We start from the raw sequence: 17,056 nt of genomic DNA, 5'->3' as shown, positions 1-17,056 counted from the left end.
TCGCCGATGGTCTTACCCTACTCCGGTCGTGTCCGAACGCGAGCGCGAATCGTCATTGCCACCGGCTCGCGAGGCGCTCTCACCGTCGCCGTGGCGCAAACATGCCGTGGCACAGCGGATTTCAGCGTGAATACGATGCCCGGAGTTCCGGTTTGCGGCTGACCTCAGCGGATCGAAACCAGTTGGTCGATCGAGTCGCGGGGCAATTCGCCGTCCACCAGGGCGCTCACCACCAGCCGATCCAGCGTGATCGCGCCTTTGTGGTTATCCAGGAAGGCCGTGTCGGCCGCGTCGCGACCGGTGGCTATGCGCACCAGTGCCTGTCGTGGCGCCAGCAGCGTCGCGTCGACCACCCGCCATTGCCCCTCGACGAAAGCTTCGGCGACCGCGTGGAAGTCCATCGGATTCACGCCCGGCGCGTAGACGGATACCAAGCGGGCCGGCACGCTCACCGCTCGCAGGAGTGCCACGACCAGATGCGCGTAGTCACGGCACACACCTTCGCCGGCGAGCAGGGTGTCCACCGCCCCGTCAATCGGATCGCTCGAGCCGGGTACATAGTTGAGTCTGGTGCCCACCCAGGAACTGACGTGCTCCAGCAGGGCCGTCGAATCGCGGTCGTTGCCGAATTCTGTAGCGGCGAAACCATAAAACTTGTCGGCCTCGGCGTAACGACTCGGCCGCAGGTACATCGACTGGTCGTATTCGGTCACCGGAGCCGGATCGGTGTGCCCCACGATCGTCGCTGCGTAGTCCACGCGCAGCGTGCCGACCTGCGCGTCGAATTTATGGATGCGGTTGCCGTGCAATCCGCTGACCTCCAAGGGCCAGATTCGCTCTCCGTTCAAGACGAAGCGCAGCGACTCGAAGACCTCAGCATGCGGGTGCGGCGCTACGGCAATCTGGAACTCCAGCGTCGTGGCCGCGGTGATTTCGACTTCAATCTCGGCGCCCACTTCTCGTCTCATAGCGAGATAGTGCGCCCGACCCGACCAGATCGCCAGCCGGGCGCCGGCGCGGATGACGCAGCGGCGGTCGGCAGCGAGGCGATCGTCGGCGGTTGAGTGTTTCTACAAACGGGTAGTGGCATAAACGGTGCGCAACCAAGATCAGTTCGATGCGATAGCCCGAGAAATGGTCCAAGGGGTCTCGGGCGTTTGTTGCGTGCTTCTTGATCGCGACCTGCGGATCCGGGCGGCGAGTCGAGGCTACGAGCGCGTGGCGCTGCGGGAACACGGCGAGTTGTCCGGGCAATACCTGTTTGACGCATTCCCCGACAACCCCAAGGATCCGCAGGCGAATGGGACGTCGAACCTTGCGTCGTCCCTGGAAATCGCGATGCGCAGCGGTCACACCCACAAGATGCGGCTGCAACGCTACGACATTCCGGACCCCGCCGCGCCCGACGAATTCCTGCCCAAGGTGTGGAGCCCCACCAACTCGCCGCTGCTCGACCACGGCGAGCTGGTGGGGGTGGTGCACTCCGTGAAGGAAGTCTCCCAAAGCCGGCAGCTCCTTGCCGAGGTGGCACGCGAGGTCGAGCACGGTGACTCCTGGGATCCGGCCGAGCTGCTGCACACATTCGAGGCGGTCAGCGCCGTCGAAGCCCGCCTTCACCTCCAACGCCAGCAGTCGCTGGCTCTCGAGAACAAGCAACTGCTGCGCGCGATCGAGACCCGGGACGTGATCGGGCAGGCCAAGGGCGTGCTGATGGAACGATTCAATATCGACGCCGAACGCGCGTTCGACCTGTTGACCCGGCTGTCGCAGGAGACGAACACCCGGGTCGAGCCGATCGCTCGCAAGCTGGTCCAGACGAAACGCCCGCCGCGTTCGGGCTGAGCCGTCGGCGCGGCCCGACGCACTCGTGGCTCAGACGATGTGCAGGCCCTGGGCCAGCTGTGACACCCCGACCACCGTGAAGAGGATGACCAGGATCTGGCGGTGATAGGTGCGCACCCAGTCGTGCAGCACCCGCAGCAGGGATTGGGTCTTTGCCGGCGTCGCCACATAGCCCACGAGGATCACCTCGACGACGGCGTACATCAGGGCGATGAACGCGACGGAGGCGCCGATCTGCGCGGTGAGCGACGCGCCCGACGCCGCGATGATCGCGACAATGAAGAGGACGCCGTCGACCGGCACCGAGATCAGGCCGATCACCCACGCGACCCACGACGACCCGCTCTCCCATGCGTCGTGGATGCGGCCGAGCAGGCGCCGAAAGGGAGAGCCGTCGTCGCTCGAGACGTCTTGTACGCGGGTCAGCAGCCGCGGCATGGCGATGGGGGCCCCCGAGGCCGACGACGGTGCCGACGATCGGTCGTCCGGGGAGAGTTGCGCCGTCCGCTCGCGCGTCACGAAGCGCACCGTCATCGCCGCCGCAATCGACAGCCCGATCACGCCGAGGCCGATTTGAACTTTCCCGAGGGTCGCCCCCGTGGAAGGAGAAGACGAACCATGCGCAACGTGGCCGAACAAGGGGGTGAAGTTCAGCAGCATCAGGGGGAGCACGAGCTCGGGCACGCATACCGTCAACCCGCCGACCCAGTAGGCGAGCAGGCTCGGTCCCGGCCGTGGCCGCGAGATCATCAGGAGGGCGAGCCCGAGACGAACCGGGTTGAGCGCAGCCAGGATTCCCAAGCCCAGCACTGACCCCCACATGGCCGCAGCTCTACCCGCGCCCGTCGACGCTTAAACGCCGACGGGACGATCCCGGCCCGGCTCCCCGAGGCCGCCGTCCGCCCAAGCTATGAACCGGCTGTGCGTGCTCAATGTTGATCTTGGTCAACGGATTCGGCGAAGCCGGCGGGCGGCCGTGAGATCAATCACAAGCAGCCCGCGCGCGGGTTGTCCGGTCCCGCCGGCCGTCAGGGCTCGGCGAATCGGGACCCGGATGTAGCCAGCGGCGGGTGCGCTTCGCCAACCACGAAACGCAGAGCACCTCTCGTTGAACCAACGCCGCGGCAAACCGGCTCACGACAGCTACGGCGAAGCAAGGTCGCGCCATGTCGATCGTCATGCCGTCGGTATCGGCTTAGCAAGCGTCCGTACGTTTTTGCACGGTGGGGGCGAGCGGTCCGGTCGGCCGGGCATCGATGTCATGCTCCGAACGCTTGCGCCGTGAATATGCTGCTGAGCGCGTGATTGGGAACGCACTTGCGGCAGCATAATCGGATATTTCACGGCGTGCGCCGTCGCGTCGAGCGGACCGACGGGCCGGAAGGCAAATATTTTGCGATTGCGTAAGCGATGTCCGGGTCTGCACGCCGGCAAATCCAGTACTTTCGATAGGGGTGTGTGAAAGGAGGTCCTATGACACACATGTCGCGGCGATGTCGTCGGCAACGGCGCTCACCGTTGTTTTGCTGGACAGCGAGACACGAGTGCAACAATGGCCGCTGTTAATGTCTTACGTAAGAACGCAATTCAAATGTTTCGAACCGCGCGGTCGGGGTACACCGCGAGCGTGAATGGCGACATTGACGGTCGTAGGGCCACCCCGGGTAGGGGGTCTGCCATGGCCGTCATGGCTCAGTTGCCACCGCGTCCAAACTCACGGGCGCCGCGTTCGACCGCATCCGCCGGTCGAGATACTGAACGAGCCTGACGGCTTAATCCTTAAGTGCTGCACGGACGTTCGTGTGGCCTGGCGCGCTTTGGAGTTTTCGTTTCGGTGTTAGGGGGTCCATCCAATGCAGCTCAATCCGTTCGATGACGACGGCGGCAGTTTTTTCGTCCTAGTCAATAACGAAGAACAGCACAGCCTTTGGCCAACTTTCACTACCGTTCCCGCCGGTTGGAGAGTAGTTTTTGGGGAAGCCGACCGCGCCGCATGCCTGCACTACATCGATGAACACTGGCCCGATATCCGGGCGAAAAGCCTCCGCGACACGCCGACCCGCGCCGGTTTGTGATGTTTAGACCGATGTCATATGAAGGACTTCGGTAGAGCTTGGGGGGGTTCAGTGGCGCGTGGTGGTGACCGGGCACTCCCGGTGACGCGAGGCCAGCTCGATATCTGGCTGGCACAGCAGACCGGCCACTTCGATGCGGCGTGGCAGCTGGGCGTGCTGGTCCGTATCGACGGGGCGATCGACCCCGGTCTGTTGCATCAGGCCATGCGGCACGTGGTCAACGAGGCCGAAAGCCTGCGGGCCTCCTTCTTCGAGGCCGATGGCCAGGTCTTCCAGAAGGCCGTCGACTACGACGATGTCGATCTGGTCTTCTACGACCTGACCGAATCGCAGGATCCGGAGCGGGAAGTCCGAGAGACCGCATCATCGATCCAGCGGACGCCGATGCCGCTGACCGGCCCGAAGATCAAATTCGCTTTATTCCGTACGGGTCCCGACCAGTACTACTGGTTCTCGGTGTGCCATCACATCGCCATCGACGGCATGGGCATCGCGCTGATCGGCCGACGGATCGCCGCCGTCTACTCCGCGCTGGCCGCCGGCAAACCGGCTCCACCCGCCTTCTTCGGCTCGTTGCACGACCTCGTGAGCGGCGAGCTGGACTACGAGGCGTCCGCCAAATTCCGTGAAGATCAGGACTATTGGGCCGCACACCGCCCCGCGGGCAACGGGGCCGTTTATCCGGCGCCCCCGGTCGATGACGGGCGTGACCCGTATTCACCCTCTCCGCCAGTGCAATTGGATCAGTCCGTGGTCGGCAGGGTCAAAGAGTTGTCCAAAACGCTGGGCATCCGTCGATCGTCGGTACTCACCGCGGCCTGCGCGCTTCTGGTGCGCGGCTGGTGCGCCGACGGTTCCGACGAAGTCGTGCTCGACTTTCCGGTCAGCCGGCGAGTGGACCCGGAATCGAAGACGCATCCCGGCATGCTCGCCGGCGTGGTGCCCCTGGTGCTCAAGGCGTCGCCGGCCACCACGTTCGCCGACTTTTGCCGGCACGTTGACCAGCGGTCTCGAGAGGCGTTGCGGCATCAGCAATTCCCGACACGCACTCTGGACGGCGAAGGCGACTTCAACGGCCCGAGGCAGGCCCCCAACCGGGTGGTCGTCAACTTCGTCCCGGCCCGCCTCACTCTCAGCCTCAACGGCGTCCCGGCGACCGCGACCTACACCAGCTTCGGGCCGGTAGGTCACTTCGGCCTGTTCTTCCTCGGATTCGGCGACCAGCAGTTCCTGAGCACGGTCGGTATCGGGCAACCGTTCTCGAATTTCGACGTCGCGGATCTGACCGAGCGGCTGCAGCGTGTGCTGGCGACCATGGTCGCCGATCCGGACCGGCGCCTGTCGGCGTTGGATGTGCTCCGGGCCGCGGAGCGCGCCCGCCTGGAAGAGCTTGGTAACAGCGGGGTTTTGAGCCGGCCACCAACCGCGCCGGGATCGGTGCCGGAGCTGTTCGCCGTCCAGGTAACCCGGGCGCCCGAGGCCGTGGCGGTGGTGTGCGAGGGCCGGCCGGTGACCTACCGGGAACTCGACGAGGCGTCCAACCGGCTGGCGCATTTGTTGACCGGCCTGGGCGCGGGCCCGGGGCAGACTGTGGCGCTGATGTTTTCGCGCTCTCCCGAGGCCGTCGCGTCGATCCTGGCGGTGCTCAAAACCGGGGCGGCCTATCTGCCGATCGATCCTTCGTCGCCCGAGTCGCGGATCGGGTTCATGCTCGGCGACGCCAAACCGGTTGCCGCGCTGAGCACCGTCGATCTGGCCGACCGCCTCGACGGTCACGACGTGACGGTCATCGACGTCAACGATTCCCGCATCGACGCCCAGCCCGTCGAGGCGTTGCCGGCACCCGGGCCGGACCATGTCGCCTACCTGATCTACACCTCGGGCACCACCGGGGTCCCCAAAGGCGTTGCGGTGACTCATCGCAACGTGACACAGCTGCTGGGTTCCCTGGACGCCGGCCTGCCGCCGTCGGGGGTGTGGTCGCAGTGCCACTCGTACGCGTTCGACGTCTCGGTGTGGGAGATCTTCGGCGCGCTGCTGCGCGGCGGGCGGCTGGTCGTGGTCCCCGAAGACGTCGCGCGTTCGCCCGAAGAGTTGCACGACGTGCTGGCCGACGAAGACGTCAGCGTGTTGACCCAGACCCCGTCGGCCGTGGCGATGCTCTCGCCGGAGGGGCTTTCGGGGGCGTCGCTGGTGGTGGTGGGGGAGGCCTGCCCGCCCGAGGTGGTGGACCGCTGGGCGCCGGGGCGGGTGATGGTCAACGCCTACGGCCCGACCGAGACGACGATGTGCGTGGCGATCAGCGCCCCCCTGACGAAGGGATCCGGGACCCCGCCGATCGGTTCCCCGGTGCCCGGGGCGGCGTTGTTCGTCCTCGACGGCTGGCTGCGCCCGGTGCCGCCCGGCGTCGTCGGTGAGTTGTATGTCGCGGGCGACGGGGTGACCGGAGGATATGTCGGCCGGACCGGGCTGACGGCGTCACGGTTCGTGGCGTGCCCCTTCGGTGAGGCGGGTGCGCGCATGTACCGCACCGGCGACCTGGCGTGCTGGGGCGTCTCGGGATCCGGTGCAGGCCAACTGCAGTACTTCGGCCGCGCCGACGAACAGGTCAAGATCCGCGGATATCGCATCGAGCTCGGCGAAATCCAGGCCGCTCTCGCCGCGCTCGACGGCGTCGACCAGGCCGTGGTGATCGCCCGCGAGGACCGCCCGGGCGACAAACGCCTGGTCGGTTACGTCACCGGGATCGCCGACCCGGCCGAGGCGCGCACCGCGCTGGCCGAACGGCTCCCCGGCTACATGGTGCCCGCGGCCGTGGTCGTGCTCGACGCGCTCCCGCTGACGCCCAACGGCAAACTCGACACCCGCGCGCTGCCGATGCCCGCATACACGACGGGCGAGTACCGCGCCCCGGCCACCGCGGTCGAGGAGATCCTGGCCGGCATCTACGCCGAGGTGCTCGGGGTGCAGCGCGTCGGCGTCGACGAGTCCTTCTTCGAGCTGGGCGGCGACAGCATCTTGTCGCTGCAGGTGGTGGCGCGGGCGCGCGCGGCGGGCCTGACGTGCCGACCCCGAGACGTGTTCGTCGAACAGACCGTGGCCCGGCTGGCCCGGGTGGCCGGGGTGAGCGACGGGGCGGCGGAGGTGATCGACGAGGGCGTCGGGCCGGTGCTGGCCACCCCGATCATGCGGTGGCTGCAGGGCGCGGAGAAGGCCGGCCCGGTCGACGAGTTCAACCAGACCGTGATGGTGCAGGCCCCCGCGGGGGTGACCGCGGCCGACGTCTCAATCGTGTTGCAGGCCTTGGTGGATCGGCACGCCATGCTGCGGCTGCGCGTCGATCGCGACGACGCCGGCGGCTGGGCGTTCCACATCCCGGAACCGGGGGCCGTGCGGGCCGAGGACTGCCTGCGGTCGGTCGACGCGGTGTCCGATGAGGCGTTGCTGCAGGCCCGTTCGCGGTTGAACCCGTCCACCGGCGCGATGCTCAGCGCGTTGTGGGTCGAGGCCACCGGCCAGTTGACGGTGATCATCCACCACCTGGCCGTCGACGCGGTGTCGTGGTGGATCCTGTTGGAAGACCTCAACATTGCGTGGGCGCTGCACCGCGCCGGCCAGCCGGTGGAGCTGCCGCCGGCCGGGACGTCGTTCGCCCGCTGGGCCACACTGCTGAACGAGCACGCGCGCCACCCCGACGTGGTCAGCCAGCTCAACGCCTGGAAGAAGGTGACGGAGACGCCCGCCGCGCTGCCCGCGGCCCGCCCCGACGTGGACACGTACGCCAGCGCCGGGCGTTTGTCGGTCGAGTTGGACGCCGAGACGACCGGGATGCTGCTCGGCGAGGTGCCGACCGCTTTCCACGCCGGGATCCAGGACATCCTGTTGATCGCCTTCGGGCTGGCGTGGGCGGAATTCCTGGGTGACACCGGCGCCCCGATCGGCATCGATGTCGAGGCTCACGGGCGCCACGAGGAACTCGGCGCCGACACCGATCTGTCCCGCACCGTCGGGTGGTTCACCACCAAGTATCCGGTGTCTCTGGAAGTGGCGGGGCCGGTGGCCGGGTTGCGCTGGGCGCAGGTGGTTTCCGGCGACACGGCGCTGGGCCCGGTCATCAAACACGCCAAGGAGCAGCTGCGCGCGCTGCCGGAGCCGCTGACCTTTGGGCTGCTGCGGTACCTCAACACCGACGTCGACCTCGCGGGGCCCGACCCGTCGATCGCGTTCAACTACCTGGGACGTCAAGGCGCAGCGCCGGATTCGGTGGGCGAGGGCTGGCGCATCAGCCAGGACGGCCTGTCGTTGATCGGCGCCGCCGCCGCGGTGCCCATGCCGCTGATGCACACCGTCGAACTCAACGCCGGCACCATCGACACCGGGGCCGGCCCGCACCTGCACGCCGAATGGACTTGGGCGCCATCGGTTCTCGACGCCACGCAGATCACCCGGTTGAGCCGGCTGTGGTTCGAGGCGCTGTCCGGAGTCTGCGCGCACGTCCGCTCCGGTGGCGGCGGGCTGACCCCGTCGGACATCGCCCCGGCCCGGCTGAGCCAGCAGCAGATCGACGAGCTGGAGCGGCAGCACCACATCTCCGACATCTTGCCGTTGACCCCGCTGCAACAGGGGCTGCTGTTCCACTCCAGCACCGCGCGGGGCGGCGACGACATGTATGCCGTCCAACTGGATTTCACCCTCACCGGACCGCTCGACCCCGATCGCCTGCGCGACGCGGTGCACGCCGTCGTCAACCGCCACCCCCACCTGGCGGCCCTGTTCTGCGAACAGTTCGACGAGCCGGTGCAGGTCATCCCGGCCGATCCCGTGATCGAGTGGCGGTACCTCGAACTCGACGGCACCGGCGACACCGACGAGCGGATCGAGCAGCTCTGCGCTGCCGAACGGGCGGCGGTGTGCGACCTCGCCGGGCAGCCGGCGTTCCGGGCCGCGCTGATCCGCGCCGCGGACCGCCGCTTCCGGTTCGTGCTGACCAATCACCACATCCTGCTCGACGGCTGGTCGCTGCCCATCCTGCTGCGCGAAATCTTCGCCGGCTACTACGGGCAGCGCCTGCCGGCGGCCGGCTCCTACCGCGCCTTCCTCACCTGGCTGGCCGATCGGGACCTCGACGCCTCCCGCGCGGCGTGGGGAGAGTTGTTGTCCGGCTTCGAAACTCCCACCCTGGTCGCGCCCGAGGACCGGTTGGGTCAGGGCCGCCGCGGCTTCGAGAAGTCACGCGTGCCCGCGCAGACCACCCGGGCCCTTGCCGAGTTGGCGCGCTCGCACCACACCACGCTGAGCACCGTGCTGCAGGCCGCGTGGGCGTTGGTGCTGACCTCGCTGACCGGTCAGCACGACGTCGTCTTCGGCACCCCGCGATCGCGGGTCGGCCAGCTGGAGGTCGATGACGCGGAGTCGATGGTCGGGCTGCTGATCAACACCGTGCCGGTGCGCGCGAACATCACCGCGACGACCACCACCGCGGATCTGCTGGCGCAGCTGCAGAACAGCCACAACGACGCGCTCGAACACCAGCACCTGGCGCTCAGCGAGATCCACCGCGTCACCGGTCACGACCAACTCTTCGACACGCTGTTCGTCTACGAGAACTACCCGATGGACAGCGGGATGACGCTGGGTGATGACGGGCTCGCCATCGCAGAATTCACCAACCGCGAGTACAACCACTACCCGCTGACGGTGGAAGCCCTGCCCGGCCGCGAGCTCGGCCTGCACATCGAATTCGACGCCGACGTGTTCGACGCGGCCGGCATCGCGTCGCTCGTCGAGCGCCTGCAGCGGGTGCTGGTCGCGATGACCGCCGACGCCACCCGGCGGCTGTCGTCGGTCGACCTGCTGGACGGCGACGAGCGTGAACTGGTGCTGTCGACGATGTCCGGTGCCGGTGTCGGCGCGCCGGTGGGGGTGGCGCCACAGCTGCTGGCCGCGGCGGTGGCGGCGGCCCCCGACGCGCCCGCGGTGGTCGACGGCGCGCGGGAGCTCTCGTATCGCGAACTCGACGAGTGGTCAACGCGGTTGGCGCGCATGCTGATCGACGCCGGCGTGGGCCCGGAGCGCGCCGTCGGTGTGGCGATCGACCGCTGCGCGGAGCTGGTGGTCGCCTGGTGGGCCGTCGTCAAGGCCGGCGGCATCTACGCGCCGGTGGATCTGGACCATCCGGTCGAGCGGATCGCTTCGGTGCTCGACGCCGTCGACGCGGTGTGCGTGTTGACGTGCGGCACCGACGACGTCGCCGGCGCCGGGACGCGCCCGATCGTGCGTCTCGACGGCCTCGACCTGTCCGGTCGCTCGGCGCAGGAGATCACCGACGCCGACCGGGTCTCGCCGCTGCGCGCCGGCGACACCGCATACCTGATTTTCACGTCGGGTTCGACCGGCGTCCCCAAGGGCGTCGCCGTCGGGCACAGCGGCCTGCTGGGCTGGGCCGCCGCCCAACGCGAGCGGTTCGGCCTGGGTTCGGACGCGCGGGTGCTGATGGTCGCCTCGCCGACCTTCGACGCCTCGGTCGGAGAACTGTTGCTGGCCGCGGGATCCGGCGCTGCGCTGGTGGTGGCGCCGCCGCAGGTATATGCGGGTGAGGCGCTGACCGCGCTGCTGGACCACCAGCGGGTCAGCGCGGCCATCCTGACGCCCACCGTCATCTCGACGCTGGACCGCGCCCGGCTTTCTCGCCTGGACACGCTGGTCGCCGTCGGGGAGGCCTGCCTGCCCGAGCTGGTGGACGCCTGGGCGCCGGGCCGCCAGATGTTCAACGGCTACGGCCCGAGCGAGACCACCATCTGGGTCACCTGTGCGCGGCTGTCGGCGGGCGAGCCGGTGCGCATCGGCGCCCCCATTTCCGGCGTGTGCGCGCGTGTGCTCGACGCGTGGCTGAACCCCGTCCCGGTCGGCGTGGTGGGCGAGCTGTACCTGAGTGGGCCGGCCCTGGGGCACGGCTATCTGGGCCGGGTGGAGTTGACCGCGGAACGGTTCGTCGCGAACCCCTTTGGGGGTGTGGGGGAGCGCATGTATCGCACCGGCGACCTGGTGCGCTGGATGCCCGACGGGACCCTGGACTATCTGGGCCGCGCCGACAGCCAGATCAAACTGCGCGGACAGCGCATCGAATTGGGCGAAATCGAGAACACCCTGCTGGCCTGCCCCCAAGTGACCCAGGCCGCCGTCACCGTTGCGGACACCGCAACCGGCTCGCAGCTGGTCGCCTACGTGACGCTCGATCACACCGCCACCACCGACCGGGACGCCCAGCAGGACGCCGACGATGTCCAGGAGTGGCAGCACCTCTACGACGACCTGTATGGCGCCGACCTCGCGGCCAACTTCGGCGAGGATTTCCGCGGCTGGAACAGCAGCTACACCGGCGATCCGATTCCGCTCGAAGAGATGGCCGAATGGCGTTCCGCCACAGTCGATCGCATCATGTCCCTGCAGCCGCGCCGGGTCCTCGAGATCGGCGCGGGCTCGGGATTGCTGCTCTCCCAGATCGCCCGGCGCTGCGATCGCTATGTCGCCACCGACTTCTCGGCCGTCGCGATCGACAACCTGGCCCGGTCGATGGAGCAGCTGCGGCTGCCGTGGCGCGACCGCGTCGAGCTGCGCACCCAGCCCGCGCACGTCACCGACGGCCTGCCGCGCGGCCACTTCGACACCATCATTCTCAACTCGGTCGTCCAGTACTTCCCGAACGCGGGATACCTGGCCCAGGTCATCGACAAGGCCATGGCGCTGTTGGCCCCCGGCGGTGCGATCTTCATCGGTGACATCCGTAACCACACCCTGCAGGGGGCGTTCCAGACCGCGATCGCGCTGGCGCGCGGCGACGCCACCGACGCGGCCGAAATCCGCCAGCGCGTGCGCCACGCCATGCTCGGCGAGACCGAATTGCTCTTGGCGCCGGAGTTTTTCACCTCCTGGGCCGACTCCCGGCCGGAGGCCGTCGGGATCGACATCCGCGTCAAACGGGGAATGGCCGACAACGAACTGAACCAGCACCGCTACGACGTCGCCATCCACAAGGCACCCGCGGCGGTGCGTTCGGTGGCCGACGAACCCGCCCTGACGTGGGCGCAGTGCGACGGCCTGCGCGGGCTGCGCGACACCCTGACATCGCGGCGTCCCGCCGCCGTCCGCATCACCGACATCCCGCGAGCCGGACTGATCACCGACGTCGCCGTCGAGGCAGCGCTGGCCGAGGGGCTGCCCCTGACGGACGCGCTGTCGGACGCGGCGGCCCGGGCCGGCGCGGGCCCCGACGCCACCGTCGCCGAAGAATTGCACCGCCTCGGCGAGAGCGCCGGATATTACGTCGCCGTCACCTGGGGCGCCCAAGCCGGAACTCTCAGCGCGGTTTTCATCGCCTCCGGCGACCAGGCCGTCCCGCCGCTGACCGATCTCTACCTGGCACCCGACGGGGCCCGCCGACGCACCAGCCATGCCAACGACCCCCGCACCAACACCAAGATCGGCGAGGTGCGCGAACGGTTGAGCGCCTGGCTGCCCGAGTACATGGTGCCGACACACATTGTGGCGCTTGAAGAATTCCCGATGACGTCCTCGGGCAAGCTCGACCGCAAGGCGCTGCCGGCCCCCGATTACCAGGACGCCGATCGTTACCGCGCCCCGTCCACCGCCGTCGAGGAGATCCTGGTCGGCATCTACGCCCAGGTGCTCGGCCTGGAACGGGTGGGTGTCGACGACTCCTTCTTCGACCTGGGTGGCGACTCGCTGTCGGCGATGCGCCTGATCGCCGCGGTCAACACCAGCCTGAACTCCGACCTCGGGGTGCGGGCCGTGTTCGAGGCCCCCACGGTCGCCGAGTTGGCCCTGCTCAGCAGGGGAGACGCCGACCGTCCGGAACCGCTGGTGGCCGGGGAGCGACCGGCGGCGATCCCACTGTCCTTCGCGCAGACCCGGCTGTGGTTCATCGACCAATTCCAGGGCCCCTCAGCGATCTACAACATCACCGTGGCGCTGCGGCTGCGCGGGCACCTCGACGCCGATGCGCTGGCCGCGGCGCTGGCCGACGTCGTGGACCGCCACGAAAGCTTGCGCACGGTGTTCGCTTCGGCCGACGGAATTCCACAGCAGGTGGTGGTGCCCGCCGAGCGGATCGGGTTCGCCTGCGACGTCATCGACGCGCGCCGGTGGCCGGAAGACCGGCTGCGGAAGGCCATGGCGGCCGCCGCCCGGTACACCTTCGACCTGGAGAACGAAAGCCCCCTACACACCGAGCTTTTCACCGTGAGCGACGACGAGCACATGCTGGTGGTCGCCGTACACCACATCGCCGCCGACGGGTGGTCGATCACCCCCTTCGCCCGTGACCTCGGGATCGCCTACGCGAGCCGGTGCGCGGGGCGGGCGCCCGACTGGGCGCCGCTGGCGGTGCAGTACGTCGACTACACGCTCTGGCAGCGCGCGCATCTCGGTGACGTGGACGACGGCGACAGCCGCATCGCCGCCCAGCTGGACTACTGGGCAGACACCCTGGCCGGTCTCCCCGAACGCCTGCAACTGCCCACCGATCGGCCCTACCCGCAGGTCGCCGACCATCGCGGCGCCCGGCTGGCGGTGGACTGGCCGGCCGAGCTACAGCAACAGGTCCGCCGGGTAGCGCGCGAGCACAACGCCACCAGCTTCATGGTGATCCAGGCCGCCTTCGCCGCGCTGCTCGCCAAGATCAGCGCCAGTACCGATGTGGCCGTGGGCTTCCCGATCGCCGGGCGTCCCGAACCCGCCCTCGACGAACTCATCGGCTTCTTCGTCAACACCCTGGTGCTGCGGGTCGACCTAGGAGCTCTAGGCGGGGATCCGACTTTCGCCGAGCTGCTGGCCGAGGTGCGCCGGCGCAGCCTGGCCGCATTCGAACACCAAGACGTGCCATTCGAACTGCTCGTGGAGCGGCTCAACCCCACCCGCAGCATGGCCCATCACCCGCTCATTCAGGTGCTGCTGGGTTGGGAGAACTTCCCGGGAGAGGTCACCGCCCCCGCCGCGGGGCTGACGCTGGGTGATCTGCGAGTCACCCCAATGCCGTTGCACACCAACACCGCTCGCATGGATTTGACGTTCTCGCTGGCCGAGCGCTTCACCGAATCCGGCCAGCGCGCCGGGATCGCCGTGACGGCGGAATACCGCACCGACGTCTACAACGCGGACACCGTCGAGGCGATGATCGACCGGCTGCAGCGGCTGCTGGCCGCGGTCACCGCCGAGCCGGAGCGGCGCTTGTCGTCGGTGGATCTGCTGGACACCGCCGAGCACGCCCGGCTGGCGCGGTGGGGCAACCAGGCGGTGCTGGCCGAGCGCATGGAACCGGTAACGGTCGCGGGACTGTTCGCCGCGCAGGCGGCACGCACGCCGGACGCGGTGGCGCTGACGTTCGAGGACCGGTCCATGACGTACCGCGAGCTCGACGAGGCCGCCAACCGGTTGGCACACCTGCTGGTCGAACACGGCGCGGGCCCGGGGGAGTTTGTCGCGCTGCTGTTTTCGCGCTCTGCCGAGGCGATCGTGGCGATCTTGGCGGTGCTCAAGTCCGGGGCGGCGTATCTGCCGATCGACCCCGCGCTGCCGTCCGCGCGGGTGGAGTTCATGCTGACCGACGCCGCCCCAATGGCCGCGGTCACCACCTCCGACCTGGCCGACAGGTTCGACGGCTTCGACCTGACCGTCGTCGATGTGGCCGACCCCGCGGTGGCGGCCCAGCCGATTACCCCGCCGCCCGCGCCGGCGCCCACCGATCTGGCACACGTCATCTACACCTCCGGCACCACCGGTGTGCCCAAAGGCGTTGCGGTCACCCAACACAACGTCGCGCAGCTGTTCGATGACCTGCGGCTCGGTTTCGCCTTGTCGGCCGAGCAGGTGTGGACCCAATTCCATTCCTATGCGTTCGACTTCTCGGTGTGGGAGATCTGGGGCGCCCTGCTGCACGGCGGGCGCCTCGTCGTCGTACCGGGCGCCGTGGCCCGCTCGCCCGAGGAGTTCCACGCCCTGCTGGTGCGCGAGGGCGTCACGGTGTTGACCCAGACCCCGTCGGCGGTGGGGCTGCTGCCCACCGACGGCCTGGACTCCACGGCGTTGGTGATCGGCGCCGAGCCCTGCCCGCCGGAGCTGGTGGACCGCTGGGCGCCGGGTCGGGTCATGGTCAACGTGTACGGCCCCACCGAGACCACCATGTGGGCCTGCAAGAGCGCGCCGTTGCAGGCGGGGTCGGGATTCCCGCCGATCGGCTCACCGGTGACCCGGGCGGCGTTTTTCGTGCTCGACGAGTGGCTGCGCCCGGTGCCCGCCGGCGTGGTGGGGGAGCTGTATCTGGCCGGCGAAGGCGTCGGCGTCGGCTATTGGCGGCGCCCCGGCCTGACCGCGTCGCGGTTCATGGCCTGCCCCTTCGGCGAACCCGGCAGCCGCATGTACCGCACCGGCGACCTGGTCTGCTGGGGCCGCTCCGGATCCGGGGAGGGCCAACTGCGCTACCTGGGACGCGCCGACGAACAGGTCAAGGTCCGCGGCTACCGCATCGAACTCGGCGAGATCCAGGCCGCGCTGTCCGCGCTCGACGGGGTCGAGCAGGCGGTCGTCGTCGCCCGCGAGGACCGGCCCGGTGACAAACGCCTCGTGGGGTACGTCACCGGGTCCGCGGAGCCCGCCCGGGCGCGCGCCGCCCTGGCCGAGCGTCTGCCCGCGTACATGGTCCCCGCGGCGGTGGTGGTGCTGGATTCGCTGCCGGTGACGGTGAACGGCAAACTCGACGCCCGCGCCCTGCCCGCACCCGAATATCGCAACGCCGATCACTACCGCGCCCCGAGCACCGCCGTCGAGGAGATCCTGGCCGGCATCTTCGCCGAGGTCCTCGGCGTCGATCGGGTCGGGGTCGACGACTCGTTCTTCGATCTCGGCGGCGACTCGCTGTCCACCATGCGCCTGATCACGGCGATCAACTCCGCGCTGGAAACCGATCTCGCGGTGCGCGTCGTCTTCGAGGCGCCCACGGTCGCCCAGCTGGCGCCCCGCATCGCGGAGAGCTCGGGCGGGCTCGAACCGCTGGAGGCGGGGGAGCGGCCGGCGGCGGTCCCGCTGTCGTTCGCGCAGAACCGGTTGTGGTTCATCGACCAATTCCAGGGTCCCTCACCGCTTTACAACATGGCGGCGGCCTTGCGCCTGCGCGGGCGGCTCGACGCGCGCGCGCTCGGCGCCGCGCTGGCCGACGTGGTGAGTCGCCACGAGAGCCTGCGCACCCTGTTCCCGTCGCACGAAGGCACCCCCCGGCAGGTGGTCGTGCCCGCCGAGCGCGCCGAATTCGGCTGGGACGTCGTCGATGCCACCGCATGGCCGGCGGGCCAGGTCGACGACGCCGTCAAGGCGGCGGCACGCCACACCTTTGACCTGGCGGCCGAGATCCCGATCCGGGCGCGACTTTTCACGGTCACCGACGATGAGCACCTGCTGGTGATCGTCGTGCACCACATCGCCGCGGACGGCTTGTCGCTGACCCCGTTGGGTGCCGATCTGAGCGTGGCCTACACCAACCGCAGCGCCGGGCGTCCCCCCGGCTGGGCCGACTTGCCGGTGCAGTACATCGATTACACGCTCTGGCAGCGCGCCCAATTCGGCGACCTCGACGACGGCGACAGCCGCATCGGCGCTCAGCTGGCGTACTGGGAGCATGCCCTGGCCGGCATGCCCGAGCGGCTCGAGCTGCCCACCGATCGGCCCTACCCACCGGTGGCCGATCAGCGCGGCGACAGCGTGGTGGTCGACTGGCCGGCCGAGCTGCAGCAGCAGGTGCGCCGGGTGGCCCGCGAGCACAACGCGACCAGCTTCATGGTGGTGCAGGCCGCCCTGGCCGTGCTGCTGTCGAAGGTCAGCGCGAGTTCCGATGTGGCGGTGGGTTTCCCGATCGCCGGGCGGCGCGACCCCGCGCTCGATCAACTGGTGGGCTTCTTCGTCAACACCCTGGTGCTCCGCGTCGACCTGGCCGGCGATCCCAGCTTCGCCGAACTGCTGGACCGGGTCCAGGCCCAGAGCCTGGCCGCGTTCGAACATCAGGACGTGCCGTTCGAGGTGCTGGTCGAGCGGGTCAACCCCACCCGGAGCCTCACCCATCACCCGCTGGTGCA

The 17,056-nt window shown here is 69.0% G+C and carries 5 protein-coding genes (1 of these 5 only partly in view); 3 read left to right on the top strand and 2 right to left on the bottom strand.

From position 1 onward, the window contains the following. Positions 1 to 164 precede the first annotated feature (164 nt). The gene (locus AC0KS4_RS12125; RefSeq protein ID WP_225328529.1) at positions 165 to 956 is read right to left on the bottom strand and encodes a transglutaminase-like domain-containing protein; all 792 of its coding nucleotides are present in this window, start codon (positions 954 to 956) and stop codon (positions 165 to 167) included. 139 nt (positions 957 to 1,095) lie between these two features. Between AC0KS4_RS12125 and AC0KS4_RS12120 the strand changes: the two genes are divergently transcribed. Next, entirely contained in the window at positions 1,096 to 1,842 is a 747-nt protein-coding gene (locus tag AC0KS4_RS12120; RefSeq protein ID WP_238955958.1) for an ANTAR domain-containing protein, read from the top strand. 30 nt (positions 1,843 to 1,872) lie between these two features. Here AC0KS4_RS12120 and AC0KS4_RS12115 read toward each other — a convergent pair whose 3' ends face one another. Next, complete coding sequence (locus AC0KS4_RS12115) at positions 1,873 to 2,664, bottom strand: GAP family protein (RefSeq protein ID WP_238955957.1); 792 nt, start codon at positions 2,662 to 2,664, stop codon at positions 1,873 to 1,875. A gap of 1,031 nt (positions 2,665 to 3,695) precedes the next feature. Between AC0KS4_RS12115 and AC0KS4_RS12110 the strand changes: the two genes are divergently transcribed. Together AC0KS4_RS12110 and AC0KS4_RS12105 are read left to right on the top strand one after the other, a co-directional pair. Beyond that, a complete protein-coding gene (locus AC0KS4_RS12110; protein ID WP_225328532.1) occupies positions 3,696 to 3,917 on the top strand; it encodes an MbtH family protein in 222 nt (73 codons plus the stop codon). A gap of 18 nt (positions 3,918 to 3,935) precedes the next feature. Continuing rightward, positions 3,936 to 17,056 carry the 5' portion of a non-ribosomal peptide synthase/polyketide synthase gene (locus tag AC0KS4_RS12105; protein WP_238955956.1) on the top strand. Its footprint extends 18,184 nt past the window's final position, so 13,121 of the gene's 31,305 nt are visible here — the first part of the coding sequence; the start codon lies at positions 3,936 to 3,938; its stop codon lies beyond the right edge, outside the window.

This window comes from Mycobacterium sp. NTMscope_MAC_12 (assembly GCF_976985675.1).
The sequence above is the reverse complement of the archived record's forward strand: the minus strand, read 5'-3'. Positions and strand labels throughout refer to the sequence as shown.

Coding starts and splice junctions, on each gene's coding strand:
- AC0KS4_RS12115 (WP_238955957.1), bottom strand. CDS start 2,664: ATGTGGGGGTCAGTGCTGGGCTTGGGAATCCTGGCTGCGCTCAACCCG.
- AC0KS4_RS12110 (WP_225328532.1), top strand. CDS start 3,696: ATGCAGCTCAATCCGTTCGATGACGACGGCGGCAGTTTTTTCGTCCTA.